We start from the raw sequence: 26,308 nt of genomic DNA on the forward strand, positions 1-26,308 counted from the left end.
AGCTCGCCGCATGAGCATCCAGCATCCCCGCCCCGTCGCACTGGTCACCGGTGGCGCCCGCCGCGTCGGTGCCACCATCGCCCGCACGCTGCACGCGGCCGGTTACGACCTCGCCCTGCACTACCGCCACTCCGCCGACGAGGCTGCCGGGCTGCTGCGGGAACTGGAGCGCGCGCGCGCCGGCAGCACGCTGGCGGTACAGGCCGACCTTGCCGCGGTCGAGCGCCTGCCCGCGCTGGTGGAACAGGTGACGTCGCGCTTCGGGCAGCTCGACGCGCTGGTCAACAACGCGTCGGCGTTCTTTCCCACGCCCGTGGGCAGCGCCACGGCAGCGCAGTGGGACGAGCTGTTCGCGTCCAACGCGCGGGCGCCGTTTTTCCTTGCCCAGGCCGCGTGGCCGGCGCTGCGCGAGTCGCGCGGGGCCATCGTCAACCTGGTGGACATCTACGCCGAGCGCGCGCTGGCCGGCCACCCGATCTACGTCATGGCCAAGGCCGCGCTGGCCGCCATGACGCGCACGCTGGCGCAGGACATGGCGCCGGAGGTGCGCGTCAACGGCGTGGCCCCTGGCGCGGTGCTGTGGCCGTCCGAAGGCAAGGACTACGACGACCGCGCCGCGATGCTCTCGCGCACGCCGCTGCAGCGCGCCGGCGCGCCGGAGGACGTCGCCTCCGCCGTGCTCTGGCTGCTGCGCGACGCACCGTTCGTCACCGGACAGATCATCCGCGTCGATGGCGGCCGCACGCTGGCGGTGTAGGCACCGTTTGTCGCAGGAGCCCCACCCGTGGCTCCTGCGATCGCCTTACTTCTTCGGACGGAAGGCGCCCTGCAGCAGCGCCGGCTCGAAACCGGCACCGCTCTCGCCGACCTCGGCGTAGCGGTACAGCGCCGCCGCGTAGATGCCCTGCAGCGAGGCTTGTACCAGGCTCAACAGCATCAGCGCGACCACCACCACGACCACCGCCGCCACCACCACCGGCATCGAATGCAGCGCGAAGGCGCCGCTGACCAGTAACGCGCCGAGCAGCACGGCCATGAAGGTCATCAGCCCGAACGCAGCGCCCAGGCCCACGGTGCCGATCAGGTTCTCGCCCCAGGTGCGCTTGAGCAGTTCCACGCTGCGCTTGACCGCATCGACCGGCCCCACCGCCTGGCTCGCCAGCACCGGCACCACCAGGAAGGTCGCCACCGTCCACGCCAGGCCGAGCAGGCCGGCGACCAGACGGCCGACCAGGCCCAGCCGCTCCTGCAGCGCCCGCAGGAACAGGCCCACGGTGGCGGCGATCAGCGCGTAGCCCAGGATGCTGGCCCAGCGCGAGCGGGCCAGGGCCAGGCCATCGGACAGGCTGGTCGGCTCGCCGCGCAGGTGGCGCAGCGCGCAGCCGGCCAGCGCGGTGTTGAAGAACACGATCACGAAGTACTGCACCAGGTAGAAGGCGAACATCAGCAGCCAGGTCGCCGCCGACCAGTGCTCGCGGTCGAGCGTGCGGCCGTCGCTGGCGATCACCGCCAGCGCGACCGGCACCAGGAAACTCGCCGCCACCACCAGCGAACACAGCCCGGAGAGCAGCGGAAAGGCCAGCAGGGCCTTGTCCGACCGCAATACCGCGGCGCTCGCCTTCATCAATGCCCAACTGCGCGCAAACTTGCCGGCCATGCGTTTCCCCCTTCGATCCGTGAATACCGGACGCCTTTCTAGCATCGGCTCCGCGCGCGCGACAGTGGCTGCGAGCCTGCGGCAGCAACCTTAGGAGGCGACCGCGTGCGCCCGCTCGCACCCAACGGCGCTCCTACAAGGGAGTCGGCGCAAGCGGTTCGCTATGCTGCGGGAACGCCGCCCACAGTTCGGCCATGCTGCGTCCATCCAGCGGATGACGCAGGTCGGGCGCGATGTCTGCCAGCGGCTTGAGCACGAAGGCGTGGCGCAGTTCCTTGCGCGGGATCTGCAGGTGACCGGAACCTTCGAGCACGCGCTGGTCGTAGAGCACGATGTCCACGTCCAGCGTGCGGTCGGAATAGCGCGGCACGTCGCGGCGGCGGCCGTGGCGATCTTCCAGCGCATGCAGCCAGTCGTTCAGCGCTTCCGGTTCAAGCTCGGTGTCCAGCGCCACCGCGAGGTTGACGAAATCGCTGCCCTCGAAGCCCACCGCACGGCTGCGGTAGGCCGGCGACACGTCGATCGCGCCGAAACGCACGCGCAGTTCGTCCAGCGCCGCACGCAGGTGACGCTCCGGTTCGAGGTTGGAACCCAGGCTCAGGTAGGCGCGTCCCATTGCCTCAGGCCCCGGCCAGCGCGCGGGCACGCGCGGGTGACGCCAGCGCCGCGCGCACGTCCTGGCCCGAGGGCTGCTGGTACAGCGCCAGGCCGAACTCGGGCAGCAGCGCGAACAGGTGCTCGAAGATATCAGCCTGGATGCCTTCGTACTCGGCCCACGCCGTCGTGGCGGTGAAGCAGTACAGCTCCAGCGGTACGCCTTGGGCGACGCCGTCGAGCTGGCGGACGATGCAGCTCAGGCCGCGGTGGATGCGCGGATGGCCGTCCAGGTAGGCCTGCACGTAGGCACGGAAGGTACCCAGGTTGGTCAGCCGGCGTCGATTGGCCGGCAGCGTGGCGGCCTCGCCCAACGTCTGGTTCCACTGCGCAAGGTCGCGCGTCTTCGTCGGCAGATAGTCGGCCAGCAGGCGCAACCGGGCCAGGCGCGCGATCTGCGCCTCGTCCAGGAAGTGCACGCTCGCGGCGTCGATGTGCAGCGCACGCTTGATCCGCCGCCCGCCGCTCTCCTGCATCCCGCGCCAGTTCTTGTACGGCTCGGACATCAGCCGCCAGCTCGGGATGCTGGTGACGGTCTTGTCCCAGTTGCGCACCTTGATCGTGTGCAGGGCGATGTCGATCACGTCACCGTCCGCGTTGAGCTGCGGCATCTCGATCCAGTCGCCGACCCGCAACAGGTCGTTGGAAGACAGCTGCACCCCGGCGACGAAGCCCAGGATGGTGTCCTTGAAGATCAGCATCAGCACGGCGGACATCGCGCCCAGGCCCGACAGCAGCAGGCCCACCTGCTTGCCGGTCACCGCCGCGATCACCACCAGCGCACCGACCAGGTACAGGCCGAGCTTGGTCAGCTGCACCGCGCCCTTGATCGAGCGCTGTTGGCCCACCGTCGTCTGCCGGAACACGTCCTCGGCCGCCGACAGCGCGGCGTTCAGCGCCATCACCACGCACAGCACCACCAACGCCAGCATGGCTTTGGCCACTGCCGCTTCGACCGCAGCGGGCACGCCGGGGACCAGCGCGATGCCGTAGGAAAGCGCGAGCGGCGACGCCAGTCGCGCCAGCCATCCGAAGGCCCCGTGCTGCAGCAATGCATCGTCCCAGTGCCAGGCGGTGCGCCGCGCGACACCGCACACCAGCCGCAGCAGCAGGCGCCGGCACAGCTCGCCGGCCAACCACGCCAGCGCCAGCACAGCCAGCACACCCAGCAGGGTGCGCATCCAGGGAAGATCGATCAGTTGGGACAGGGAAGGCATGCGGTCTCCTTTCGGCCGGTCGCACGCGGCACGCCACGGCCGCGGCGGACGACGCCGCGCAGGCGCCGCCGATGGGATTACTGCGGGCGCGTGCCGCGTTCGATGCGCACGCCGACCGAGCGCGCGCCGCGCACGGCGCCGGGCTTGGACAGCTTCAGGCGCACCCAGGTCACGCCGAACTCCTCCCGGATGATCGCCGCGCAGCGCTCGGCGAGCGTCTCGACCAGGCCGAAGCTGGAGCTGCCGACGTAGTCGATCAGGCGCTTGGAGACGTCCTTGTAGTTGAGCGTGTGCGCAATCTCGTCGCTGGCGGCCGGGACGGTGTTGTCGAACGCCATCTCGATGTCGAACGCGAGCGTCTGGCGCACGCGCCGCTCCCAGTCGTAGATGCCGATCACCGCGTCGATGCGCAGGTCTTCGATGAAAACGATGTCCATCGCGCCAGTTTAGGGCATGCAGGAGCACGCCGAAGTGCGTGTGCGCGGGAACGACCGTGCGGGCCGGCCCGCATGGCGTCGTGCACTTCAGGGGCGCGCCTACACCGGCTGCAGGCTTTCCAGGTCCCAGCGCGGCGACACGCGCACCGACTCGTCCTGGCCCTGGCCCGCGGCCAGCCGGATCGCGCCGGCCAGGGCGATCATGGCGCCGTTGTCGGTGCAGAACTGCAGTCGCGGGAAGTAGGTGCGGAAGCCGTCCTTCTCGCCGGCGGCCGCCAGCGTTTCACGCAGGCGCCTGTTGGCGCCGACGCCGCCGGCGATCACCAGCCGGTGCGTGCCGGTCGCTTCCAGCGCGCGGCGGCACTTGATCACCAAGGTGTCGACGATGGCTTCCTCGAAACCGCGCGCGACGTCGGCGCGGGTCTGGTCGGACTGGTCGGACTGCTTCCACGCCAGCAGCACCTGGGTCTTGAGGCCCGAGAAGCTGAAATCCAGCCCGGGCCGGTCGGTCATCGGCCGGGAGAAGCGGAACGCGCCGGGCCGGCCCTGTTCGGCCAGCTTCGCCAGCGCCGGGCCGCCCGGGTACGGCAGGCCCATCAGCTTGGCGGTCTTGTCGAAGGCTTCGCCGGCGGCATCGTCCAGGGTGTCGCCAAGCAGGCGGTACTGTCCGATCGCGCGCACCTCGACCAGCATGGAATGGCCGCCGGAAACCAGCAGCGCCACGAACGGCGGTTCAGGCGGATCGGGCTCCAGCAGCGGCGCCAGCAGGTGGCCTTCCATGTGGTGCACGCCGATCGCCGGCACGTCCAGTGCCCAGGCCATCGCGCGAGCCGCCGCCGCGCCGACCAGCAGCGCGCCGACGAGGCCGGGACCGGCGGTGTAGGCCACGCCGCCGAGGTCGGCGGGGGTCATGCCTGCCTGCGCCAGCGCCTCGCGCACCAGGGGCAGCAGCTTGCGCACGTGGTCGCGGCTGGCCAGTTCGGGCACCACGCCGCCGTAGTCGGCGTGCAGCTTGATCTGGCTGTAGAGCGTGTGCGCCAGCAGGCCGCGGCCGGGAGCCTCGGGCTCCCAGCGCAGCAGCGCCACGCCGGTCTCGTCGCAGGAGGTTTCCACGCCGAGAATGGGTTTGTTGGACGGGTTTGAAAGTTGGTTGGTGTGCACGCTATACTTCGCGGCTCGCCCTATTCCACAGGCGCGCCAGGTTGGCGGGCCAGTTTACCACCCGGAGTTTTCATGCCCAGCGTAAAAGTTCGCGAGAACGAGCCGTTCGAGCTTGCCCTGCGCCGTTTCAAGCGTACCTGCGAAAAGGCCGGCGTCCTCGCCGAAACCCGCAAGCGCGAGTTCTACGAGAAGCCGACCCAGGAGCGCAAGCGCAAGCGTGCCGCCGCGGTGAAGCGCCACCTGCGCCGCCTCTCGCGCGACGTTTCGCGCAAGACCCGGATGTACTGATCCGTCTGCCGCTGCGTAGCGCGCGGCACGGCGGTTCTTTCATCCCCAAGGCCGGTGTTGCCCTCCACGGCGACACCGGCCTTTCGCGTTTCCGGAGATAGCCCATGAGCCTCAAGCAGCGCATCACCGACGACATGAAGGCCGCCATGCGCGGCGGCGAGAAGGATCGCCTGGCGGTGATCCGCCTGATCCTGGCCGCGATCAAGCAGCGCGAGGTGGACGAGCGCATCGAGCTGGACGAGGCGCAGACCCTCGCCGTGCTGGAAAAGATGCTCAAGCAGCGGCGTGACTCGATTGTGCAGTACGACGCCGCCGGTCGCGTGGATCTCGCGGACGTCGAGCGCGCCGAGATGGTAGTGATCGAGGCCTATCTGCCGGCCAAGCTGTCCGAGGCCGAGGTCGACGCGCTCATCGACGCCGCCATCACGCAGACGGGCGCGACCTCGCCGCGCGACATGGGCAAGGTGGTGGCTTCGGTCAAGCAGCAGGCTGCCGGCCGCGCCGACATGGCGCAGGTGTCCTCGCGCATCAAGGCGCGACTGGGCGGCTGAGGCCAACCACAATCCATCCCGCCCTCCCCTTCAAAGGGCGGGATGTAGAAGCTCGTGCCTGCGTCCTCGCACCTCGAGGCCCTGCCCCTCACACCGCGCACAGCGAGCTGATGCGCACCCTTCACGCCGCTTCCCCTACAACGTTGCGGCGTCGCCGGATCGGAGGCTCCCGCCCCCGGCCGCGCGGCGAGGGAGAAGCCGCATGCTGAAGTGGGCCATCATTTTCGCCATCATCTCGCTGATCGCCGGCTGGCTCGGCTTCGGCGGGATTTCCGGCATCGCCGCGACGATCGCCAAGGTCCTGTTCGTGATCTTCGTGATCCTGTTCATCATCGCCCTGCTGGCGGTGATCGGGGTGTTCCACATCCTGTAGCGAGGCGAAAGCCACCGCGCATGGCGCACACGAGGGCGGGCCCGGCGGCCCGCCTTCGCGCAATGCCGCAGGCGTCCCCGGAACACGGGCACAAGCCCTAGACTAGCCGCCTATGCGCGGCCGTATCCCCGACAGCTTCATCGACGAACTGCTCGCCCGCGTCGACATCGTCGACGTGATCGAGCGGCGCGTGCCCTTGAAGAAGGCCGGGCGTGAATGGACTGCCTGCTGCCCGTTCCACAACGAGCGCACGCCCTCGTTCTACGTCAGTCCCGCCAAGCAGTTCTTCCACTGCTTCGGCTGCGGCGCGCACGGCAGCGCGGTCAAGTTCCTGATGGACTACGAGCGGTTGGAATTCCCCGACGCGGTGGAGGAACTGGCGCAGGCGGTCGGCCTGACCGTGCCACGCGAAGGTGGTCGCGAGGCGGCGCCGCGCGAGGACAAGACCGACCTCTACGCGCTGCTCGACAATGCGGCGCGCTGGTATGAAACCGAGCTGCCCAGGAACGCCGAGGCGCAGGCCTATTGCCGCAAGCGCGGTCTGGATGCCGACACCATCGCGCGCTTCCGGCTGGGCTGGGCGCCGGCTGGCTACGACGGACTGATCAAGGCGCTGGGCGGCAGCGACCGTCGCATGCAGTTGCTCACCGAAGCGGGCATGGTCGCCACCGGCGAGCGGGGCCATCGCTACGACCGTTTCCGCGAGCGGCTGATGTTCCCCATCCTCGACCGCCGCGGCCGCGTGATCGCCTTCGGTGGCCGGGTGCTGAGCGCGGAGCAATCGCCGAAATACCTCAACTCGCCCGAGACGCCGCTATTCCACAAGGGCCGCGAGCTGTTCGCGCTGTGGCAGGTCAAGCAGGCCAACAGCCAGCTCGCGCGCATCGTGGTGGTCGAGGGCTACATGGACGTGATCGCGCTGCATCAGGCGGGCCTGCCGATTGCGGTGGCCACGCTGGGCACCGCGACCACGCCCGAGCACACCGAAGTGCTGTTTCGCGCCGCGCCCGACGTGGTGTTCTGCTTCGATGGCGACCGCGCCGGCCGCGCCGCGGCGTGGAAGGCGCTGGACGCGGCGCTGCCGCGACTGCGTGACGGCCGCCAGGCGTATTTCCTGTTCCTCCCCGACGGCGAAGACCCGGACTCGCTGGTGCGGAAGGAAGGCAAGGAAGGCTTCGAGAAGCGCCTGAAGGATGCCACGCCCCTGTCGGATTATTTCTTCGGCGAACTGGCGCACGACGTGGACACGGCCAGCCTCGACGGCCGCGCGCGACTGGCCGAACGCGCGCGCCCGCTGATCGCCAGGCTTCCCGACGGCGCCTTCCGCGACCTGATGGCGCAGGAACTGGAAAGGCGCACCGGCGCGCGCGCCAACGTGCCGGCCGAGCCGACTGCGCGCCGCGCGGTACAGCGTCCCGTGGCCGTGCAGCGTTCGCTGGTGCGCAGCGCCATCGCGCTGCTGCTGGCGCAACCGGGACTGGCCGACCTGGTCGAACCGCCCTACCGTTTCCTGCGCCTGGACAAGCCGGGCGTCGGACTGCTGGCCGAGCTGGTCGATCTGTGCCGCGCGCGCCCGGGCATCAATCCGGCGATGCTGGTCGAACACTTTGCCGAGCGCCCGGAGTATCCGGCACTGCAGAAGCTGATGGCGGCGATGGTGGTCGGCGAGCCGGACGTCCAGCGCGAGGAATTCCTCGATGCACTGAGGCGAATGGAGGAGCAGGCCACCGCGCTGCGCCGCGAAGCACTCACCGCGAGGCACCGCGACGGCACCCTGACCAGCGCCGAGAAAGCCGAGCTGCGCGAACTGCTGGCGGCACGTCGTCCGTCCCCGACGCAGGGCTGATCGATGCGGCATGTTTCCTGGCGCGTGCGCCATTCCCGATCGACGCGCGCGCCCGCCAGGAGCAACGATGGCGCTGCTTGAACGGCTGATCGTGCTGTTTGCCGAAAGCGGCTACCTGGCGGTGTTCGCCGCGCTGCTGCTGTGCGGCGCCGGCGCGCCGTTGCCCGAGGACATCACGCTGGTCGCCGGCGGCGTGATCGCCGGCCTGGGTTTCGCCAACGTGCACGTGATGGCGCTGGTTTCGCTGGTCGGCGTGCTGGTCGGCGATGCGGCGATGTTCCTGCTCGGCCATCGGCATGGCGCGCGCATCATGCAGTGGCCACTGGTGGCCCGACTGCTCACGCCCCAGCGCTACGCGCGCGTGCAGGAAAAGTTCGCCCGCTACGGCAATCGCCTGCTGTTCCTGGCGCGCTTCCTGCCCGGCATGCGCACGGCGGTCTACGTGACCGCGGGCGCCACGCACCGCGTGTCGTTCCTGCGATTCTTCCTGCTCGACGGGCTGGCCGCGCTGATCAGCGTGCCGGTGTGGGTGTACCTGGGCTACTTCGGCGCCAACAACCGCGAGTGGCTGGCGATGTGGATCGGACGCGGGCAGCACGGGATCTGGATCCTCGCCGCGCTGCTGGTGATCGCCGGCATCGTGTTGTGGTGGCGCCATCGTTGGCGTGCGCGTCGGCGCATGGACGACTGAGCCGGCCCGCTACAATCGTCCGTTGCACTCGCTTTGGCTCCCGAGTCACATGTCCCTTGCCCCGCTGCGTCGCCTGCTTCCGGACGGCTTCACCCTCGCCCTGCTCGCCGCCGTCGGCCTGGCCACGGTGTTGCCGTGCCGCGGCGATGCCGCGTTGTGGCTGGACCGGATCACCGACGCGGCGATCATGCTGCTGTTCTTCCTGCACGGCGCGAAGCTCTCGCGCGCGGCGATCCTTCGCGGCGTGACGCACTGGCGGCTGCATCTGGCGGTATTCGCCAGCACCTTCGTGCTGTTTCCGCTGCTGGGCTTACTGCTGGCGCCGCTGGCGCGCGCCCTGTTGACGCCCTCGCTGGCGCTTGGCGTGCTGTTCGTCTGCACGCTGCCGTCGACGGTGCAGTCGTCGATCGCGTTCACCTCGATCGCCGGCGGCAACGTCCCCGCCGCAGTGGTGAGCGCCTCGCTGTCGAGCCTGATCGGGATCGTGCTGACGCCGCTGCTGGTCGAGTTGCTGCTGGCCACGCACGGCGGACACGCGCCCGGCGCCGCGGGCGTGTGGCAGATCGTCAGGCTGTTGCTGCTGCCGTTTGCCGTCGGGCACCTGCTGCGGCCGTGGATCGGGCACTGGGTCGACCGCCATCGCCCCGTGTTGGGGGTCACCGACCGCGGCACGATCCTGCTGGTGGTCTACGCCGCCTTCGGCGAGGCAGTGGTCGACGGCCTGTGGCGCACCACCGCGCCGCTGGCCCTGCTGGCCACGCTCGGCGTGGGCGCGCTGCTGCTGGTGCTGGCGCTGCTGTGCACCAGCGCGGCTGGCAGGCTGTTCGGCTTCGCCCGAGCCGACCGCATCACGCTGGTGTTCTGCGGCTCGAAGAAGAGCCTGGCCAGCGGCGTGCCGATGGCCAAGATCCTGTTCGCCTCCCAGGCCGGCGGATTGGGAGCCCTGCTGTTGCCACTGATGATCTTCCACCAGTTGCAGCTGATGGTGTGCGCGGTGCTGGCGCGTCGGTACGCAAAGGCGCAGCCGACCCTGTAGGAGCCCCCATGGACTCCTACAGGGTTTCCGTTACTGGGTTTTGACCGCCACGTCGTCGACCACGAACGAAGTCTGCAGGCTTCCATCCTCGACGCCGTAGAAGTTCACCTGCACCGTTTGTCCCTTGTAGCCGCTCAGGCTCAGGGTGTGGTGCTGGTAGCCGCTGGCGGCGTCCGTGTTGGAGTAGGTGGCCAGCGTGACGTACTTGCCGGTGGCGGTGATCACCTGCACCTGCAGCGTGTCGTAGGCGGTGCCGGTACCTTCGGCGCTGTCGATGTGCAGGTAGAAGTCCAGCGTGGCACTGCTCACGGTCGAAGGGATGCTTACCTGCTGCCGCACGTAGTCGGTGTGGCTGCTGCCGTAGCCGTCCAGCCACGCCTTCCAGCTGCCGGCGTGGGCCGCTTCACTGCTGTCGCTGGTGATGACGCCACTGGTCTGGGTCCAGGCGGTGGCGCCGCTCTCGAAGCCGCCGTTGCTCAGCAATTGGCCGCTGCCGCCGCCGCTGCCGTTGGCGACGCTGAAGCCCACGCCCGAACTGCTGCCGACGTTGCCGGCCGCGTCGTAGGCCTTGGCCACGAGCGTGTGCGAGCCGTCGGTGAGCGTGGTCGAGTCGAGGTTGGCCTGGTAGGGCGAGCTGCTGTCGGTGGCCTTGAGCGCGCCATCGACGTAGAACTCCACGCGGCTGACGCCGACATTGTCGCTGGCCGTGGCGGCCAGCGTGATCGTACCGGCGCTGCCGCTTTCCGAGGTGCTGACCGTCGGCGGCGTGGTATCGCCGCTACCGCCGCCGCTGCCCTGGCTCACCCAGATCGGCGCGGACCACAATCGGTTGCCGTCGGCCTGCGTGATCTTGGCGTAGTAGAAATGCTCGCCCGCGGTCGGCGTGATCGTGGTGGTCGCGGTTTCGGACAACGACGTCACGGTGCCGTTGCTGCCAGGGACGCCCTGGAACACCTGCACGCGCTGCACGCTGTCGCCGGACGTGCTGGCGTAGTTGACGGTGAGCGTGAGCGGGCCAGAGTTGCTGAAGCGCTCGCCCATGACGTGCCCGTTGGCGGTGAGCACGATCTGGTCGGTCTTGTCTTCCGTCGCGAATACGCGGCGTGCGCGCAGCGCGTCGAGGAAGCTGGTCAGGCTGAGCGCCGTGCCGCTCGGGATCAGCACGCCGGTGCGGTTGGTGTAGCTCGCGCCCCAGTTGGCGCAGTGGTTGTCCTGGTCGGAACTTGGCGCCACGTGGTAGCCGCGTTCGAGGATGGTGTTGAAGGCGGTCTCGTAGTTCGGCCGCGAGGTTTCGGTCTCGCTGGTATTGGCCGAGAAGGCCGAGCTGTTGAGCACTTCGGCCAGCACCATCACCGTGTCGCCGTCGGCGGTGTAGCCGAAGTTGGTGCCGTTGACGACGAACTGGCCGCTGGAAGCCGGGTGGTTGAACTGGCCGATCCAGCCATGCTGGCGCATCAGCGTGTACAGCGAGGCGTAGTCGCCCTTGGCGATGTAGTAGTCGCCGATCACCTGCCCGGCGCTGTTTTTCTCCCACTCGATCAGGCCGTCGGCGTTGAGGATGTTCATGTGGCCGCCGTTGCTGATCACGCCCCACTCCTGGCCGTACACGGCCAGGAAGTTCGGGTGCGCGGCACGGAAGGAGCTTGCGGCCTGCAGGCCCGAGGCGAACAGACTCTTGGCCGTGGCCGGATCGGCCGATGTGTTGGTGCCGGTGGAACCATCGAACATGTGGTTGTGCTCGGAGGTCATCAGCATGTCGAGCCCGCGGTTCATCGCGTACTGGTAGGCGTCGGCCGGGCCGTAGGCGCTGCTCTGCGGCGCCTGTTCGCTGTCGCAGGTGGCAAGGTCGCCGCCGCCGTCACTGTGGTTGGTCTGGCTGTGCAGGTTGCCGTAATAGATCGTGTAGGGCAGCGAACCGGCGCCGACGGACTGGACCTGCAACGTATCGCCGTGGCGAGGCAGCGCGCGGAAGGCCGGCACGCGCGCGGGCGCCACAGCGCCGACCTGGATGTCGTAGCGCTGCTCCTCGATGCGGTCGGGCGCGCGATCGGCGGCCAGGGCCAGCGCGTGGCCAGCCAGGCCGGTACCCAGTTGCCGAACGTTGGCTTCGTCGAGCGCGATCGCGCGCAGGCGCATCGTGTAATAGCCGGCTCGCAAGGCTTCGCCACGGTCGCCCTTGCCATCCCAATGCACACGGGCCGTGGCCGTGCGCGCGTGCAGCGTGCTGTGGCCGTCCCAGGCGCGCAGCACGCGGCCATCACGATCCAGCAACGCGACTTGCCAGGCGACCGGTGTGCCGGGCGCGGCGCCCGGATAGGCAAAATGCAGCGTCACCGGCCGTCCGGCGACTGCCTGGAACGGTACCTGCAACGACGCCTCGAATTCCTGGTGGTCGGGCAACGCCGTGCCGGCCCACGCGGCCGGCAGGCCGCAGCATCCCAGGCCCGCCAGCATCAGCGCGCGAGCCATCAAAATTCTTGCTTGCATATGAACCCCTACACGTTGGCAAGGATTCCCCCGACAGGTTTTATAGCTGTCGGCCGCTGGTGGCGGTATCGGCAAAATTCGTAGGAAAAATTCCCCGAAGGGTCAGAGCCAGCGGCCGTAGCGCCGCATGTACACGCGCTTCACCAGCTGCGTCAGCACGGCATAGCAAAGCAGCGTCAAGGCCAGCCAACCGAAGTACGCCAGCGGCAACCCGGTCATCCCGAGCTTGGCGCCCAGTCGACTGTAGGGAATGAACAAGCCGATCGCGCCGATGGCCACCGTCAGCGCAAGCACGGGGGCGGCCGCGATGCTCTGCACGAACGGAATCCGCCGCGTGCGGATCATGTGCACGATCAAGGTCTGCGAGAGCAACCCCTCGACGAACCAGCCGGACTGGAAGAGCGCCTGGTGCGCCACGTCGTTCGCCCCGAACAGGTGCCACAGCAGCCAGAACGTGGTGAGGTCGAAGATCGAACTGACCGGTCCGATCCACGCCATGAAGCGGCCGATGTCGCTGGCGTCCCACTGGCGCGGGGACTTGAGGTATTCCTCATCCATGCGGTCGAAGGGAATCGCCAGCTGCGAGATGTCGTAGAGCAGGTTCTGCACCAGCAGCTGCAGCGGCAACATTGGCAGGAACGGCAGGAAGGCGCTGGCCACCAGCACGCTGAACACGTTGCCGAAGTTCGAGCTGGCGGTCATCTTGATGTACTTCATGACGTTGCCGAAGGTGATGCGGCCCTCGATCACGCCCTCTTCCAGCACCATCAGGTTTTTTTCAAGCAGGATGATGTCGGCCGACTCCTTGGCGATGTCGGTCGCGCTGTCCACCGAGATGCCCACGTCGGCCTCGCGCAGCGCCGGCGCGTCGTTGATGCCATCGCCGAGGAAGCCGACGGTGTGGCCCTGGCGCTGCAGCGACTTGACCACGCGCGCCTTCTGCAGCGGGGACATCTTGGCAAACACGGTGGTGCGCGCGACCAGCGCGTCGAGCGCGGACTCGTCCAGCGGTTCGATGTCGCGGCCCTGCGCCGAATGCGCCACGTCCAGGCCGACCTCGCGGCAGATCTTGCGCGTGACCGCCTCGTTGTCACCGGTGACCACCTTCACCGCCACGCCGTGGTCGCGCAGCGCCGCGATCGCGGTGGCGGCCGAGTCCTTGGGCGGGTCGAGGAACGCCAGGCACCCGATCGCCGTCAGGCCCGCCTCGTCGGCCAGGCCATAGGCGCGCCCACTCGGGTTTTGCCGCTTGATCGCCACGACCAGTACGCGCAGGCCGTCCTCGTTGAGGCGGCGGGTCATCGCGCGGATCTCCGCACGCTGGGCGTCGTCGAGCGTGGTGTCGATGCCGTCCAGCCGCGCGGCGGTACAGATGGCGAGCATTTCCTCGACCGCGCCCTTGCACACCAGCAAGTGCTGCCCGTCGTCACCGCCGAGCACCACCGACATGCGCCGGCGCTGGAAGTCGAACGGTATCTCGTCGACCAGGCGGAAGCGCGCGGCCATCGGCTCGAGGTTGCGGTGGGCCAGCACCGCCTTGTCCATCAGGTTCTTCAGGCCCGTCTGGAAACGGCTGTTGAGAAAGCCATATTCCAGCGCCTCGTCCGACGCCTCGCCATCCAGGTCCAGGTGGCGCTCGAGCACGATCCGGTCGAGCGTCAGCGTGCCGGTCTTGTCGGTGCACAGCACGTCCATCGCGCCGAAGTTCTGGATCGCGTTGAGGCGCTTGACCACCACCTTGCGACGGGACATCGCCATCGCGCCCTTGCCCAGGTTCGCGCTGACGATCAGCGGCAGCATCTCGGGAGTCAGGCCGACCGCCACCGACAGCGCGAACAGGAACGCCTGCAGCCAGTCGTGCTTGTCCAGCCCGTTGATGGCGAACACCACCGGCACCATCACCGCCATGAAGCGAATCAGCAGCCAGCTGACCGAGCGCACGCCGCGGTCGAAACTGGTCTGCACGCGCTGTCCGGACAACGTGTGCGCCAGCGACCCCAGGTAACTGCGCGAACCGGTCGCCACCGCCACGGCGATCGCGGTGCCGCTGACCACGTTGGTGCCCATGTAGCAGACCGTGGGCAGGTCCAGCGGATCTTTCGCGTCACCTTCGGCCAGGTCCCGCGCCGTCGGCGCGGCCTTTTCCACCGGCAGCGATTCGCCCGTCAGGATCGCCTGGCTGATGAACAGATCCTTGGCCGAGAGCAGGCGCAGGTCCGCCGGCACCATGTCGCCCGCGCCCAGGTGCACGATGTCGCCAGCGACCAGTTCGCCGACCGGTACCTCGATGCGCTCGCTATGGCCGTCGGCCGCGCGGCGGGTGACGCTGGCGGTGTTGCGCACCATGGCCTTGAGCCGCTCGGCGGCGCGCGAGGAACGGTATTCCTGGGTAAAGCTGAGCAGCACGCTGATGCCCACCATCACGGCGATGATCAGCGGTCCGGTGAGGTCCTCGCGGTCGGTCGCCAGTTGCACGATGGCCAGCAGCACCAGCACCGCGATGAACGGGTTGCGGCAGGCGCGCAGCAGCTGGCGCGCCCAGTGCGGCGGCTTCTCGTGCGAGACCTCGTTGGCGCCGTCGCGGTGCAGGCGCGCGGCGATGCGTTCGGCATCCAGGCCTGCCGTGCCGGTGTCGAGCCGGGCCAGCAGTTCGTCGTTGCGCAGCCGCGCGTAGTCGACCGCCATCACGCGTGCCGGCGCCGCGCCTCTGCCGGTTGCCCGGGCCGCCGCGCTGTGGAGGGTCTGCCTGATCATCTGTCCGCTTCCGTCTTTCGCCTCGTCGAACGACGCTTGCCTTCGATCAGGCGCGCCGGCTACCGCAGGTCCGGTCGTCTGGACGGCCGGATGGGACGAGGTCCTGGCGGGGGCCAGCCCCTGTGCAACGGATGCAGGCTCACCCGTTCACCGTGCACGGCAGCGGGGCGGGCTGGGTTACCACCACGGGATTGCGCCGTTCGGCCAGGCCCGCGTCGGCCAGCGGCGCGGGAACGGTGATGGCGTAGACCGGCCGCGCCGCGCTATGGCGGCCGACGGCAAGGCGGCGCCACAGGCGCAGCCACGGAAGATCGCGAAGGAGGTTCATGACCCATCTCCTCGTACGGTGCCGACGACACCGCGGGAGTGGGCCGGGCGTTTCCTAGGCCAGGAAAGCGCCGGCCGACCGCAGGCGGTCGCCGCAGGCGTTCAGCTTGTGATGCGACGCCGGCATCCGAAGCACGCGGATGTCGACGTTGCGACTAGGGTAGACGTCCATATGCCTTTGGAAGGTCTTGGGGAATGCCGCGGCGCGGCGCGCCGGAAGGCGCGCGCATTCTGGTGTCCACACGCTCGTCTGTCAATGGGCTACAGGCGTCCCTGTCCTTTTTCACATTGGCCGCGGCGCGCGCGATCAGGCATGCTGCGCACCCTTCTCCGCCGGATGGGCCAGTGACGGCAGCGGCTTCCCCTTCGTTCGACCGTCTGCATGAGCAGGCCCGCGCCGCGCTGCGCCAGCACGACTTCGCGGGCCTGCACGTCCTCGCCACGCAGATGCTCAAGCTCGTGCCGGCGAGCGCCGAGGCACATTACCTGGCCGGTGTCGGCGCGCTGGAATTGCGCCAGGTCGGCGTGGCACTGGAACACCTGCACCGCGCGGCGAGCGGCGAGCCCCGGCGGGCCGACTATGCCGTGCAGTTCGCCCGTGCGCTGGTGCGCGCCCATCGCCCGAGCGATGCGCTGCAGGTAGCCCTTGCCGCCAATGCGTTGGCTCCCCGCGATCCGCTCCTGCTCGATGCGCTGGGCACGGTGTTCACGCAATGCCACGCGCACGAACGGGCGGCCAGCCTGTATCGCCATGCGGCTGCGCTGGCGCCGGACAACCCGGTGTGCCAGTTCAACCTGGCCATGTCGCTGGTCTATGCCGGCCGCGCGGCGGATGCCGAGCGCGCGCTGGAAGCGTGCCTGGCGCTGGCGCCCAAGTACTGGGTGGCGCACGGCGCGCTGTCGCGGGTGCGGCGCCAGGATGCCGGATGCAACCACATCGAGCGGCTGTCCGCACTGCTGGCCAGCCATGGCGCCGAACCGGCCGCGGCCTACCAGCTCAACATGGCGCTGGGCAAGGAACATGAGGACCTCGGCGATCATGCCCAGGCGTTCGAACACTTCAGCCGCGGCAAACAGGCGGTTCGCGCAAACCTGCGCTACGCGCCGGCACGGGACGCGGCGATGGTCGAATCGCTCATCCACGCTCTCCCCGCGCCGGCTTCCCCGGGCGGTTGCCTGAGCGACGAGCCGATCTTCGTCATGGGCATGCCGCGCAGCGGCACCACGCTGGTGGAGCGGATCATCGCCAGCCACCCGGAAGTGCACGCCGCCGGCGAGCTGGAAAACTTCAGCATCTGGCTACGCCGCCTCGCCGGTGGCACGGCCCCGGTGCCGCTCGATCCCGACGTGGTGGCGCGCGCCACACGGCTGGACTGGAATCGGCTGGGCGAGCTCTACCTGGCCAGTACGCGGCCGGCGACGGCGCTCAAGCCGCGTTTCGTCGACAAGTTCCCGCACAATTTCCTCTATGCCGGCTTCATTGCGCAGGCGTTGCCGAACGCCAGGCTCGTCTGCCTGCGTCGCCACCCGCTGGACACGTGCCTGGGGAATTTCCGCGAGCCGTTCGCCGAGGGTTCGTTCTTCCATGGTTACGCGTTCGACCTGCTCGACATCGGCCGCTACTACGCGCTGTTCGACCGCTTGATGGCGCACTGGCGGCACGTGCTGCCCGGACGCATCCTGGAGATCGATTACGAATCGCTGGTCGATGCGCCGGAGGCCACCACGCGGCAACTGCTCGCGCACTGCGGCTTGCCGTGGAACGACGCCTGCTTGCACTTCGAGCGCAACCGCGCGGCCAGTTCGACCGCCAGCGCACTGCAGGTGCGCGATCCCATCCACAAGGCCGGGGTGGGCCGCTGGAAGCAGTACGCGACCCAATTGGCCGGCCTGCGCGATCTGCTGCAGGCCAACGGCATCGACTGCGGGGAGTAAGGCCTCAGCGAGCCACGGACGCCAGCGGCGCCAACGTCGGCACCGCCGTGGCGGCGGCCGACTGCAGCACCAGCCCGGGCTGCGACGGCGGCGCGATCCAGTGGTCGGCCAGCAGGAAGGCGAACAGCGCCATCAGGTACACGATCGAGTACTTGAACACACGCATCGCGAAAAACTCGTCCGGCGGGTTGAGCAGGCGGATCGCGTAGTAGAGGAAGCCGCCGCCGAGTACCAGCGCACCGCCCAGATACACCGCGCCGCTGAAGCCGGTCAGCGCCGGCAGCAGGGTCACCAGCACCAACAGCACGGTGTAGAACAGCACGTGCCAGCGGGTGTAGGCCACGCCGTGGGTCACCGGCAACATCGGGATCTTTGCGCGCGCGTAGTCCTCACGGCGGAAGATCGCCAGCGCCCAGAAGTGCGGCGGCGTCCACACGAAGATGATCAGGCACAACTGCAGCGCGAAGGCGTGCAGCTGACCGGTGACCGCGGTCCAGCCAAGCACCGGCGGGATCGCGCCGGCCAGGCCGCCGATCACGATGTTCTGCGGCGTGGCGCGCTTCAGGTACGCGGTGTAGACCAGCGCATAGCCGATCAGCCCGCCGAAGGTCAGCCAGGCGGTCAGCGGATTGACCAGCAACGCGAGCACCAGCATCGAGGCGATGCCCAGCAGCACCGCGAACACCAGCACCTGGCGCGGCTTGAGCTGGCCGGTAGCGAGCGGGCGACGCTGGGTACGCGCCATGAGCTTGTCGATGCGCTCGTCGATCAGATGGTTGAACGCAGCGGCGGATCCGGAGGCCATCCAGATACCCAACGTACCGAACGCCAGCGCGCGCCACGGCGGAATGCCCGGCACCGCCAGGAACATGCCGATCACGGCGCAGAACACCAGCAGCGCAACGACGCGCGGCTTGGTCAGTTGGAAGTACTGGGACAGATGCAGGGTCACGTGGAAACTTCGCGGTGTGGGTGGGCCAGGCGGTCAGGGCGTGCGCTGTGCAAGCTCGTCCGCGGCCGTGTCGGAGTAGTCGGCGAACTCCGAGTAGGACAGCCGGTGGTCGCCGTCCGCGTCGAACTTGTCGAAGCGCGCGCGCAATGCGGGCAGGCTTTTCAGTTCCGAACGCGTCAGGCGCAGGTTCTTGTCCTGGTCCAGGCTGAGAAACAGGTCGGTCAACTGCTGTGGCGACAAGGTCGGGCGGGCGTCATCGCGGCGCTTGAGCTCCTGCTGGACTGAAACCATGTCCTGGCCGCTGGCGTGTATCTGGCTGCGCCGCTCCACGGTCCCGGTGCTTACGCCCTTTTCCGGCCGTTCCTGCGCCAGCGTGTTGCCCGCCACCAGGATGGCTCCCGCGCCCAACGCAAAACCAAGCAACCGCGCCGAAGATTTCGCCATGCCCGGACTCCCTGTTATCAATGTGGGTGGGTCGACCCGATGGCCGGGAGCCGCTGCGTCCGCGCCAGCGTAGCCAGCAGGGTGAACAGCAGCAACGCAGCGACACCGTTGTGGAGGGTCGCCACCGGCAAGGGTAGCCCGAAATGTACGTTGCTGATGCCCAGCAGCACCTGTGCCACAAGCACCACGCCGATCGCCGCACCGGCCAGGCGCAGGCCGCGTTTGGCCGCGCGATGGCTCAGCCACATCAGGTAGACGAACACCACCAGCGCACCGAAGCGGTGCGCGACCTGGATCGCACTGCGCGCGGCCATGTCCAGGATGCCGCCCTCGTAGTTCACGCCAATGCCGCGCCACAGCACGAAGCCTTCCTTGAAATCGGTCGGCGGCATCCATTGGCCCAGGCACTTGGGGAAGGCGTCCGCGCCCGTGCCGCACGCGAGCGCAGCGTAGTTGGACGAGGTCCAGCCACCCAGCGCGATCTGGCAGGCCAGCAGCACGATGCCGAGCACGACCCAGCGGCGCAGCGCCGCGTGGCGCTCGTCGGGCGCGCCGACGCCTGCGAAGCGCAGCGCCGCGTAGGCCAGCAACGCGAAAGTGGTGATGCCGCCGAGCAGATGGCCCATCACCACGATCGGCTTGAGCAACAGGGTGACGGTCCACATGCCCAGCATGGCCTGGAAGATGATCACTGCCAGCGCCAGCACCGCGATCCGCCACGCGCCGGGGCTGCGCAGCCGGGTCGCGGCGGCCAGCGGCAGGGCGATCGCCACCACCGCCAGCAGCGAGGACCAGGCATGCTCGCCGCGCATGTACAGGGTGACGCCGCCGGCGGCGAAGACCGCGCCCAGGATCACTGCAGCACGCGCCCAGCGCGGACGCCAGGCGGCCATCAGCGCCAGCACGAGCACCAGCACGCCCAGCGTGCCGGCAAGGAAGCGGTGGACCTGTTCGCGCCAGGCCTTGTTCGCCTCGTAGGGGCGGTCCGGGAACGCCGCGTCGGCCCGCGCCACCGCCTGCTCGTGGTGCGGCCAGGTCACCTGGCCGTAGCAGGTCGGCCAGTCCGGGCAGGACAGGCCTGCGTTCGACAGGCGTACGAAGGCGCCGAACATCACCACGCCGAAGGCGAATACCGCCGCGCACAGCGCGAGCCAGCGCATGATGCGCCGCGCCCTGGACGACGCCAACGGCGTTTCGCTCGCGATCCGCATGCGGCCGCCATCCTCACCGTTCATTTGATCACCTTGTGCATGTCGCGAAGCAGGCCGGTGCCGTCGAAGCCCGCCGGGTAGTAAGCCAGTGCCGTGCCGTTGGATTCGACGAGCAGCGCGCTCACGCTGTCGGGCGCCTGCGGGCGAAAGGCGCCGAGCTTGCCTTCTGCATCGCGCCCCAGCGTCCAATAGGCCTTCATGGCCGCAAGCTGGCCCGCATCGGCCGGTGGCTCACCGACATACAGGAGGCGCAGGCGCTTCTGGTTGCGATTGAGCGTGACCCATGCCTTGGCCATGCCTGTCAGCGTCTCGAAGCACCGCGCAGCGCAGCCGGGGCCGGCCAGCGCGACCAGGGTCATGCGCGGCTCGGCCGGGTCGCGCCAGGCGTAGTCGCTGGCGTCGGCAAGCGTCACGCGCAGGTGTTCGTCGACGAAGTTGCGCTGCGGTTCGATCGGCTGGCCATAGCCCTTGCCGCTGGGCTGCCAGCCGGTGAAGGTCAGCACGCCGGCGGCAATGATCGGCAGCGCGAAGACCGCCATGATTGCCAGCAGCTTCAGGCGGCTGGCCTTGAGGGTCGGAGGCGCGGGTGTGTTCATGGGTTGTCCGTGCGTCGGGGGCGGCGCTTGCGGTGCAGGACCAGGAAGATCACCACCACCGCGACCGCAAAGCTGAACCACTGGAAGGCGTAGGCCCGATGCCGCTCCGGCGGCATCGAGGAAAAGTCGAAGGCATGCTCGCGCTGGTAAGCCACCGTCGGGTCCGCGTCGAGCGCGAGCACCCGCGGGTACAGCGGCCGACCCAGATCCTTGGCCACCTGGCCGAGTTCCAGATAGATGGTCGTCTTGGGCCAATGCGCCTGGCCAGCCAGCGCATCCCCGCCCAGTTCCAGGCCCACGCCCGGCGGGGGCAGGTAAAGCCCGTGCAAGGCGACCTCGCCGGCCGGCAACGGCGGCAGCGCCGACACCTGCTCAGGGGTGCCAGGCAGGAAGCCCAGATCCACCAGCAGCAGGCGCGACTGGCCGGGCAGCGCCAGTGGCACGTAGACCTCCGCTCCGCCGCGCGCATCGTGGTGGGGGTTGTCCAACAGATACGCGCGGTCAGCCAGCCAGGTGCCATGTACCGCCACCCGCGGGAACGCGTCAGCCGGCGGCGTGGCCGCGACCTGCCCGAAGGGTACCGGCGGGGCAGTGGCCGCGGCGGCATAACGCCGCACCAGGCTGTCCTTGTAGGCCGCGCGATCCAGTTGCCACACGCCCAGGCGCACGAACAGCGCCGCGGCGGCCACGGTCAGCAGCACGCTCCACCAGGCCGGCCTGCGCCAACGTGTCACGCGGAGGCCTCGTCGGCGGTGGCTATACTGCCGGCTGGGAAGTCGTTCGGACCGCTCACGTGGAAACCATCTACAAAGTCGCGCTGGTGATCATGTTCCTGATCGTGGTGTTCAACCTCGGCCAGGCGCTGTATTACATGATGACCGACAAGGACGGCAGCAAACGCACCGCCTGGGCGCTGACCCGGCGTATCGGCCTGTCGATCGTGCTGATCGCCATGATCATGCTGGGCATCTGGATGGGCTGGCTGCAGCCCCACGGCGTCGGCCGCTAATTGTAGCGGGCCCGGGCCAGCGAAGCCCGCAAGCGCGACATTTAGCGCAAGCCGCACTGGTGTAGAACCCCCGCGTGAAGGCCTTTCACCGGACCGCCAAGGAACATCGCCCACAAGTGGGCTACCACGAAAAAAAAGCCCGCCGATCGGCGGGCTTTTTCTTGTTGCGCGGCTGTCGTCTCAGAGGATGTAGACGAACATGAACAGGCCAAGCCACACCACGTCCACGAAATGCCAGTACCACGCCACTGCCTCGAAGCCGAAGTGGTGATCGGGGCTGAAGTGGCCCTTGAGCACGCGCAGCCAGATGATCGCCAGCATGATCGTGCCCAGCGTCACGTGCAGGCCATGGAAGCCGGTCAGCATGAAGAAGGTCGAGCCGTACACGCCGGTGTGCAGCGTGAGGTTGAGCTCCTTGTAGGCCTCCATGTACTCGTGCGCCTGGGCGTACACGAAGGTGGCGCCCAGCAGGACCGTCAGGCCCAGGAACACCAGGATCTTGCCGCGGTGGCCGGCCTTCAGCGCATGGTGCGCGATGGTCACGGTGACGCTGGAGGTGAGCAGGATCAGGGTGTTGAGCAGCGGCAGGCCCCACGGCGCCACCGTCTGGAAATTGCCGCCGATGTTGCCCGGGCCGTTGCCGCCGCCGGCGCCCCATGCTGCGGCGTAATCGCTCCACAGGAACTGGTGAGTCAGCACGCCATGGCCTTCGCCGCCCAGCCACGGCACGGAGAACATGCGGGTGTAGAACAGCGCGCCGAAGAACGCGGCGAAGAACATCACCTCGGAGAAGATGAACCACATCATGCCCATGCGGAACGAGCGATCCACCTGCGCGTCGTACTTGCCGGACAGCGATTCATGGATCACCGAGCGGAACCAGCCGAAGAACATCAGCAGGATCCCGATGAAACCGATGGCGATGACCGTCTTGCCGAAGCCCGCTTCGCCCGGCGGTGCGTTCAGCCAATGCGCGGCACCGAACACGGTGAGGAACATGACCACCGCGGCCACGATCGGCCAATGACTCTTGGCCGGTACGAAATAAGCTTGCTGCTGACCCATGAGCGACCCCGTGGATATCTCTTCGTTTGCTTCCATCCCCGCCGTGCCGCGCGGGGAACTGCTTGCCGGGCCGCCGTGACGGATCCGGGGAATACCTGTGCTAGCCGATCTTCACCATGCTCAGGATCGAGAGCAGGAACAGCACCACCGCGATCGTTCCGGTGATCCAGAGGGTGCGCCGTACGCCCTTTCGGCGTGCCAGTTCCCCGTCTTCCGTCTGCCTGCTCATCATCCTGGGCCCTTCGGGCGCACCGACCGGGGTCGGCGCAACCGCTGCCTCAATCATCCACGTGACCGTGGGCCAGCTCGTCGTCGTGGATCACCGGCGGCAGCGCGAAGGTGTGGTGCGGAGCCGGCGACGGCACCGTCCACTCCAGGCCACGAGCGCCTTCCCACACGCGGTCGGCAGCCTTCTTCTTGGAGAAGAACGCGCAATGCACGATCACGCCCAGGAAGATCAGCTGCGAGGCGCCGAACAGGAAGCCGCCGATCGAGCTGATCATGTTGAAGTCGGCGAACGCCACGTTGTAGTCCGGGATGCGGCGCGGCATGCCGGCCAGGCCCAGGAAGTGCTGCGGGAAGAACAGCACGTTCACGAACACCACCGAGCACCAGAAGTGCACCTTGCCCCAGAACTCGCTGTACATGCGGCCGGTCCACTTGGGCAGCCAGTAGTACGTGGCGGCCATGATGGCGAACGCCGCGCCGGTCACCAGCACGTAGTGGAAGTGCGCCACCACGAAGTAGGTGTCGTGGTACTGGAAGTCGGCCGGGACGAGCGCCAGCATCAGGCCGGAGAAGCCGCCGATCGTGAACAGGATGATGAACGCGATGGCGAACAGCATCGGCGTCTCGAACGTCAGCGAGCCACCCCACATCGTGCTCACCCAATTGAACACCTTGATGCCGGTCGGCACCGAGATGAGCATGGTGGCGTACATGAAGAAGATTTCGGCGCCCAGCGGCAGGCCCACCGCGAACATGTGGTGCGCCCACACGATGAAGGACAGGAACGCGATCGCCGCGATCGCGAACACCATCGCCTTGTAGCCGAAGATCGGCTTGCGCGAGAACGTCGGCACGATCTCCGAGATGATCCCGAACGCCGGCAGGATCATGATGTACACCTCGGGGTGACCGAAGAACCAAAACACGTGCTGATACAGCACCGGATCGCCGCCGCCGGCGGCGTTGAAGAAGCTGGTGCCGAAGTACTTGTCGGTCAGCAGCATGGTCACCGCGCCGGCCAGCACCGGCATCACGGCGATCAGCAGGAACGCCGTGATCAGCCAGCTCCACACGAACACCGGCATCTTCAGAAGATCCATGCCCGGCGCGCGCATGTTGAGGATGGTCGCGATGATGTTGATCGCGCCCATGATCGAGCTGATGCCCATCAGATGGATCGCGAACACCACGTAGGCGACCGAATCGCTCTGCAGCGACAGCGGCGGATACATGGTCCAGCCGCCGGCCGGGCCGCCGCCGGGCATGAACAGCGTGGACAGCATCAGCGCGAAGGCGAACGGCAGGATCCAGAACGAGAGGTTGTTCATGCGCGGCAGCGCCATGTCCGGCGCGCCGACCATCAACGGGATCATCCAGTTACCGAGGCCCACGAAGGCCGGCATGATCGCGCCGAAGATCATCACCAGCGCATGCATGGTGGTCATCTCGTTGAAGAAATACGGCTGCACCAGCTGCATGCCCGGCTTGAACAGCTCCGCGCGGATCACCATCGCGAAGCTGCCGCCGATGAAGAACATCAGCAGCGAGAAGACCAGGTACAGCGTGCCGATGTCCTTGTGGTTCGTGGACATGAACCAGCGCGTGAAGAAGTTCGACGGTGCGCCGTGGTGCTCGTCGTGGTGATCGTGGGTGGCTGCGTGGGCCATGGCCTTGCACCTCTACCTAATGCGAATGCTTGAAAGCGGAAAAGCGGGCGATCAGCCCTGCTTGCCCGGCGTCTTGGCTGCCGGGGCGGCCGTGGTCGATGCGGATGCCGGGGCGGCGGCGGTCGATGCCGGCGCCGGTGCAGCCGGCGTCGCGGGCGTGGCCGCCGGTGCCTTGCCGGCGGCTTCCTGCTGCGCCAGCCACTGGGCGAACTCGGCCTTGGAGACCGCCTTCACCACGATCGGCATGAAGCCGTGGTCCTGGCCGCAGAGCTCCGCGCACTGGCCGCGGTAGGTGCCCGGCACCTTGATGTTGGTCCAGGCGGCGTTGACGATGCCCGGGATGGCGTCGATCTTCCAGCCCAGCGCCGGCACCCACCAGGAGTGGATCACGTCGCCGGCGGTGATCACGAAGCGCACCTTGGTGTCGACCGGCAGCACCAGCGGCTTGTCGACGTTGAGCAGGTAGGTGTTCTCGTCACCGACCTTGACCGACTTCGGATCCAGGCCCGAATCCAGCTGGCGGGTCTCGTTGCTCTGCTCGTCGAGCTTGGACATGAAGCCGACGCCGTCGATCGCCTTGCCCTGGTAGTCGACGTAGTCGTAGCGCCACTTCCACTGGTAGCCGGTGACCTTGACGGTCATCTGCGAGCCGGTGGTGTCGGCGAAGGAGACCAGGCCGCCGGTGGACATCCAGGCCAGCACGATCAGGATGATCACCGGAATGGTGGTCCACACCACTTCGAGCATGGTGTTGTGCGACCACTTCTCGGCCACCGCGCCGCGCGATTTGCGGAAGCGGAACATGGCGACGAACATCGCGCCGAACACCAGCACGCCGATCACCGTGCACACGCCGAGCGCGACGTTGTTGAGGAAGTAGGCCTCGGGCGACCACTCGCTGACGCCGCGCGTCATGTTGAGCTGGCCCGGCTGGGGGTTGGCCCATACCGCGCTGCTGAACAGCGCACAGGCCGCTGCCGCCCATGCCTTGATCCTGATGCCGCCAGATGTCATGTCTTGCACCTTTGTTGACCCTACCCGCGCTGCCGGCCTTGCATGTCCGCCAGCAGCACCTTGAGTTTTCTCGACAACTCGACGCGTTCCTCTTCGGCGAGGAACGAGCCGATCTCCAGCTCGCGTCCATGCGACCCCAGCAGCAGACGCCCGTGCCCGTTGCCGGGCGCCAGCCGCACGCGCACCCAGTAGGACTGGAAGCACGCGCGGCGCCGCCCGGGCAGCGACCGCACCTCCAGCGACTTTTCGTCGAGGCGGATGCGTTCGCTGCGGTCACCCGCGCGCCAGGCCTGCCTCAATGCAAAGGCCATCGCGCAGGACTCGATCAGGGCAAACAGCGGAGCAAACACATTCCCCTGCCACGCGCCCAGTCCGGCCGTCGTCAGCGCCAGGGCCGCCAGCACCATGATCAAGCGACGCAGCCCGCGTCGGCTGAGTGCGCGATTGGGCCGAAGCCACATCGTCACGCACGGCAGGCCGGCGCCAGCGGGTCGAAGCACGATCATGGGAATCCGGCGTGCCTGGAACTGCGGAATGATAGGCCGCTGAATGACTGCGAGGCAAGAATGTCGCACCCGGCTGACCTGGATCACGCGACGAGAGACAGGCAGCGGGAGGGGAAAACGGTCATCCGGGACGCGCATGTGCGCGGCTGCACGCTCGCTAGCGACGTGCATCCCGTTTGCGCGCCACGGCATGGGATCCGCC

General features: G+C 68.2%; 27 protein-coding genes. 9 read left to right on the forward strand and 18 right to left on the reverse strand.

The window, feature by feature from the left end; translation table 11 throughout:
- The first annotated feature begins 10 nt into the window (after positions 1-10).
- Positions 11-757: a pteridine reductase gene (locus ACFWZ1_RS15925; RefSeq protein WP_439667156.1), complete on the forward strand. Its 747-nt coding sequence runs from the start codon at positions 11-13 to the stop codon at positions 755-757.
- Positions 758-802: 45 nt separating this feature from the next.
- On the opposite strand, the gene ACFWZ1_RS15930 is transcribed toward ACFWZ1_RS15925, so the two are convergent.
- The 5 genes from ACFWZ1_RS15930 to tsaD all read right to left on the reverse strand — a co-directional run bounded on the left by ACFWZ1_RS15930 (position 803) and on the right by tsaD (position 5,087).
- A complete protein-coding gene (locus ACFWZ1_RS15930; RefSeq protein WP_439667157.1) occupies positions 803-1,657 on the reverse strand; it encodes a DUF6159 family protein in 855 nt (284 codons plus the stop codon).
- 133 nt (positions 1,658-1,790) lie between these two features.
- Positions 1,791-2,273: a 2-amino-4-hydroxy-6-hydroxymethyldihydropteridine diphosphokinase gene (folK, locus tag ACFWZ1_RS15935; protein WP_439667158.1), complete on the reverse strand. Its 483-nt coding sequence runs from the start codon at positions 2,271-2,273 to the stop codon at positions 1,791-1,793.
- 4 nt (positions 2,274-2,277) lie between these two features.
- Positions 2,278-3,528 (reverse strand): mechanosensitive ion channel family protein, encoded by a 1,251-nt coding sequence (locus tag ACFWZ1_RS15940; protein ID WP_439667159.1) that lies wholly within the window; start codon positions 3,526-3,528, stop codon positions 2,278-2,280.
- Positions 3,529-3,605: 77 nt separating this feature from the next.
- A complete protein-coding gene (gene folB, locus ACFWZ1_RS15945) occupies positions 3,606-3,965 on the reverse strand; it encodes a dihydroneopterin aldolase (RefSeq protein WP_439667160.1) in 360 nt (119 codons plus the stop codon).
- A gap of 99 nt (positions 3,966-4,064) precedes the next feature.
- Positions 4,065-5,087: a tRNA (adenosine(37)-N6)-threonylcarbamoyltransferase complex transferase subunit TsaD gene (tsaD, locus tag ACFWZ1_RS15950; RefSeq protein WP_439667292.1), complete on the reverse strand. Its 1,023-nt coding sequence runs from the start codon at positions 5,085-5,087 to the stop codon at positions 4,065-4,067.
- A 111-nt stretch (positions 5,088-5,198) separates the two neighbouring features.
- Here tsaD and rpsU point away from each other — a divergent pair, with 111 nt between their 5' ends.
- From rpsU to ACFWZ1_RS15980, 6 genes are all read left to right on the forward strand, one after another.
- On the forward strand, positions 5,199-5,414 hold the full coding sequence (rpsU, locus tag ACFWZ1_RS15955) for a 30S ribosomal protein S21 (protein ID WP_055999514.1): 216 nt from the start codon (positions 5,199-5,201) through the stop codon (positions 5,412-5,414).
- A 104-nt stretch (positions 5,415-5,518) separates the two neighbouring features.
- A complete protein-coding gene (locus ACFWZ1_RS15960; protein ID WP_231321957.1) occupies positions 5,519-5,965 on the forward strand; it encodes a GatB/YqeY domain-containing protein in 447 nt (148 codons plus the stop codon).
- A gap of 202 nt (positions 5,966-6,167) precedes the next feature.
- Positions 6,168-6,338 carry a DUF1328 domain-containing protein gene (locus tag ACFWZ1_RS15965; RefSeq protein WP_231321958.1) on the forward strand — a complete coding sequence of 57 codons (171 nt, stop codon included), beginning with the start codon at positions 6,168-6,170 and terminating at the stop codon, positions 6,336-6,338.
- A gap of 112 nt (positions 6,339-6,450) precedes the next feature.
- Entirely contained in the window at positions 6,451-8,184 is a 1,734-nt protein-coding gene (dnaG, locus tag ACFWZ1_RS15970; RefSeq protein ID WP_439667161.1) for a DNA primase, read from the forward strand.
- Between the two features lie 67 nt (positions 8,185-8,251).
- Positions 8,252-8,875, forward strand: a complete 624-nt coding sequence (locus ACFWZ1_RS15975) for a DedA family protein (RefSeq protein WP_439667162.1) — start codon at positions 8,252-8,254, stop codon at positions 8,873-8,875.
- 49 nt (positions 8,876-8,924) lie between these two features.
- Positions 8,925-9,911: a bile acid:sodium symporter family protein gene (locus tag ACFWZ1_RS15980; RefSeq protein WP_439667163.1), complete on the forward strand. Its 987-nt coding sequence runs from the start codon at positions 8,925-8,927 to the stop codon at positions 9,909-9,911.
- Between the two features lie 30 nt (positions 9,912-9,941).
- On the opposite strand, the gene ACFWZ1_RS15985 is transcribed toward ACFWZ1_RS15980, so the two are convergent.
- The 3 genes from ACFWZ1_RS15985 to ACFWZ1_RS15995 all read right to left on the reverse strand — a co-directional run bounded on the left by ACFWZ1_RS15985 (position 9,942) and on the right by ACFWZ1_RS15995 (position 15,480).
- On the reverse strand, positions 9,942-12,380 hold the full coding sequence (locus tag ACFWZ1_RS15985; protein WP_439667164.1) for a CehA/McbA family metallohydrolase: 2,439 nt from the start codon (positions 12,378-12,380) through the stop codon (positions 9,942-9,944).
- Positions 12,381-12,500: 120 nt separating this feature from the next.
- Positions 12,501-15,152: a magnesium-translocating P-type ATPase gene (gene mgtA / locus ACFWZ1_RS15990; RefSeq protein WP_439667165.1), complete on the reverse strand. Its 2,652-nt coding sequence runs from the start codon at positions 15,150-15,152 to the stop codon at positions 12,501-12,503.
- 139 nt (positions 15,153-15,291) lie between these two features.
- Complete coding sequence (locus ACFWZ1_RS15995) at positions 15,292-15,480, reverse strand: hypothetical protein (protein WP_439667166.1); 189 nt, start codon at positions 15,478-15,480, stop codon at positions 15,292-15,294.
- Between the two features lie 344 nt (positions 15,481-15,824).
- On the opposite strand from ACFWZ1_RS15995, the gene ACFWZ1_RS16000 reads away from it, so the two are divergent.
- The gene (locus tag ACFWZ1_RS16000; protein WP_439667167.1) at positions 15,825-17,414 is read left to right on the forward strand and encodes a sulfotransferase; all 1,590 of its coding nucleotides are present in this window, start codon (positions 15,825-15,827) and stop codon (positions 17,412-17,414) included.
- Positions 17,415-17,418: 4 nt separating this feature from the next.
- Here ACFWZ1_RS16000 and cyoE read toward each other — a convergent pair whose 3' ends face one another.
- From cyoE to ACFWZ1_RS16025, 5 genes are read right to left on the reverse strand one after another with little or no spacing between them, the layout of a single operon-like run.
- Positions 17,419-18,366, reverse strand: coding sequence for a heme o synthase (gene cyoE / locus ACFWZ1_RS16005; protein ID WP_439667168.1), 948 nt, complete (start codon positions 18,364-18,366; stop codon positions 17,419-17,421).
- Between the two features lie 33 nt (positions 18,367-18,399).
- Positions 18,400-18,810 (reverse strand): EF-hand domain-containing protein, encoded by a 411-nt coding sequence (locus ACFWZ1_RS16010; protein ID WP_439667169.1) that lies wholly within the window; start codon positions 18,808-18,810, stop codon positions 18,400-18,402.
- Between the two features lie 17 nt (positions 18,811-18,827).
- Complete coding sequence (locus ACFWZ1_RS16015) at positions 18,828-20,021, reverse strand: COX15/CtaA family protein (protein WP_439667170.1); 1,194 nt, start codon at positions 20,019-20,021, stop codon at positions 18,828-18,830.
- Between the two features lie 20 nt (positions 20,022-20,041).
- A complete protein-coding gene (locus ACFWZ1_RS16020; RefSeq protein ID WP_231321976.1) occupies positions 20,042-20,617 on the reverse strand; it encodes a hypothetical protein in 576 nt (191 codons plus the stop codon).
- Positions 20,614-21,351 (reverse strand): SURF1 family protein, encoded by a 738-nt coding sequence (locus tag ACFWZ1_RS16025; RefSeq protein ID WP_439667171.1) that lies wholly within the window; start codon positions 21,349-21,351, stop codon positions 20,614-20,616. Before ACFWZ1_RS16025 ends, ACFWZ1_RS16020 begins: the two co-directional genes overlap by 4 nt.
- 59 nt (positions 21,352-21,410) lie before the next feature.
- On the opposite strand from ACFWZ1_RS16025, the gene ACFWZ1_RS16030 reads away from it, so the two are divergent.
- A complete protein-coding gene (locus ACFWZ1_RS16030) occupies positions 21,411-21,626 on the forward strand; it encodes a twin transmembrane helix small protein (protein ID WP_231321978.1) in 216 nt (71 codons plus the stop codon).
- A gap of 180 nt (positions 21,627-21,806) precedes the next feature.
- On the opposite strand, the gene ACFWZ1_RS16035 is transcribed toward ACFWZ1_RS16030, so the two are convergent.
- The 5 genes from ACFWZ1_RS16035 to ACFWZ1_RS16055 all read right to left on the reverse strand — a co-directional run bounded on the left by ACFWZ1_RS16035 (position 21,807) and on the right by ACFWZ1_RS16055 (position 26,061).
- Positions 21,807-22,691, reverse strand: coding sequence for a cytochrome c oxidase subunit 3 (locus ACFWZ1_RS16035; protein WP_439667172.1), 885 nt, complete (start codon positions 22,689-22,691; stop codon positions 21,807-21,809).
- A gap of 100 nt (positions 22,692-22,791) precedes the next feature.
- On the reverse strand, positions 22,792-22,920 hold the full coding sequence (locus ACFWZ1_RS16040) for a hypothetical protein (protein WP_439667173.1): 129 nt from the start codon (positions 22,918-22,920) through the stop codon (positions 22,792-22,794).
- Between the two features lie 49 nt (positions 22,921-22,969).
- The gene (gene ctaD / locus ACFWZ1_RS16045; RefSeq protein WP_231321980.1) at positions 22,970-24,586 is read right to left on the reverse strand and encodes a cytochrome c oxidase subunit I; all 1,617 of its coding nucleotides are present in this window, start codon (positions 24,584-24,586) and stop codon (positions 22,970-22,972) included.
- Between the two features lie 51 nt (positions 24,587-24,637).
- Positions 24,638-25,600: a cytochrome c oxidase subunit II gene (gene coxB / locus ACFWZ1_RS16050; protein ID WP_425600805.1), complete on the reverse strand. Its 963-nt coding sequence runs from the start codon at positions 25,598-25,600 to the stop codon at positions 24,638-24,640.
- A gap of 20 nt (positions 25,601-25,620) precedes the next feature.
- The gene (locus ACFWZ1_RS16055; protein WP_231326073.1) at positions 25,621-26,061 is read right to left on the reverse strand and encodes a DUF2244 domain-containing protein; all 441 of its coding nucleotides are present in this window, start codon (positions 26,059-26,061) and stop codon (positions 25,621-25,623) included.
- Positions 26,062-26,308 lie beyond the last annotated feature (247 nt).

Origin of the sequence: Frateuria sp. GZRe14, from assembly GCF_051900395.1 — a bacterium.
GTDB lineage: Bacteria > Pseudomonadota > Gammaproteobacteria > Xanthomonadales > Rhodanobacteraceae > Frateuria_A > Frateuria_A edaphi.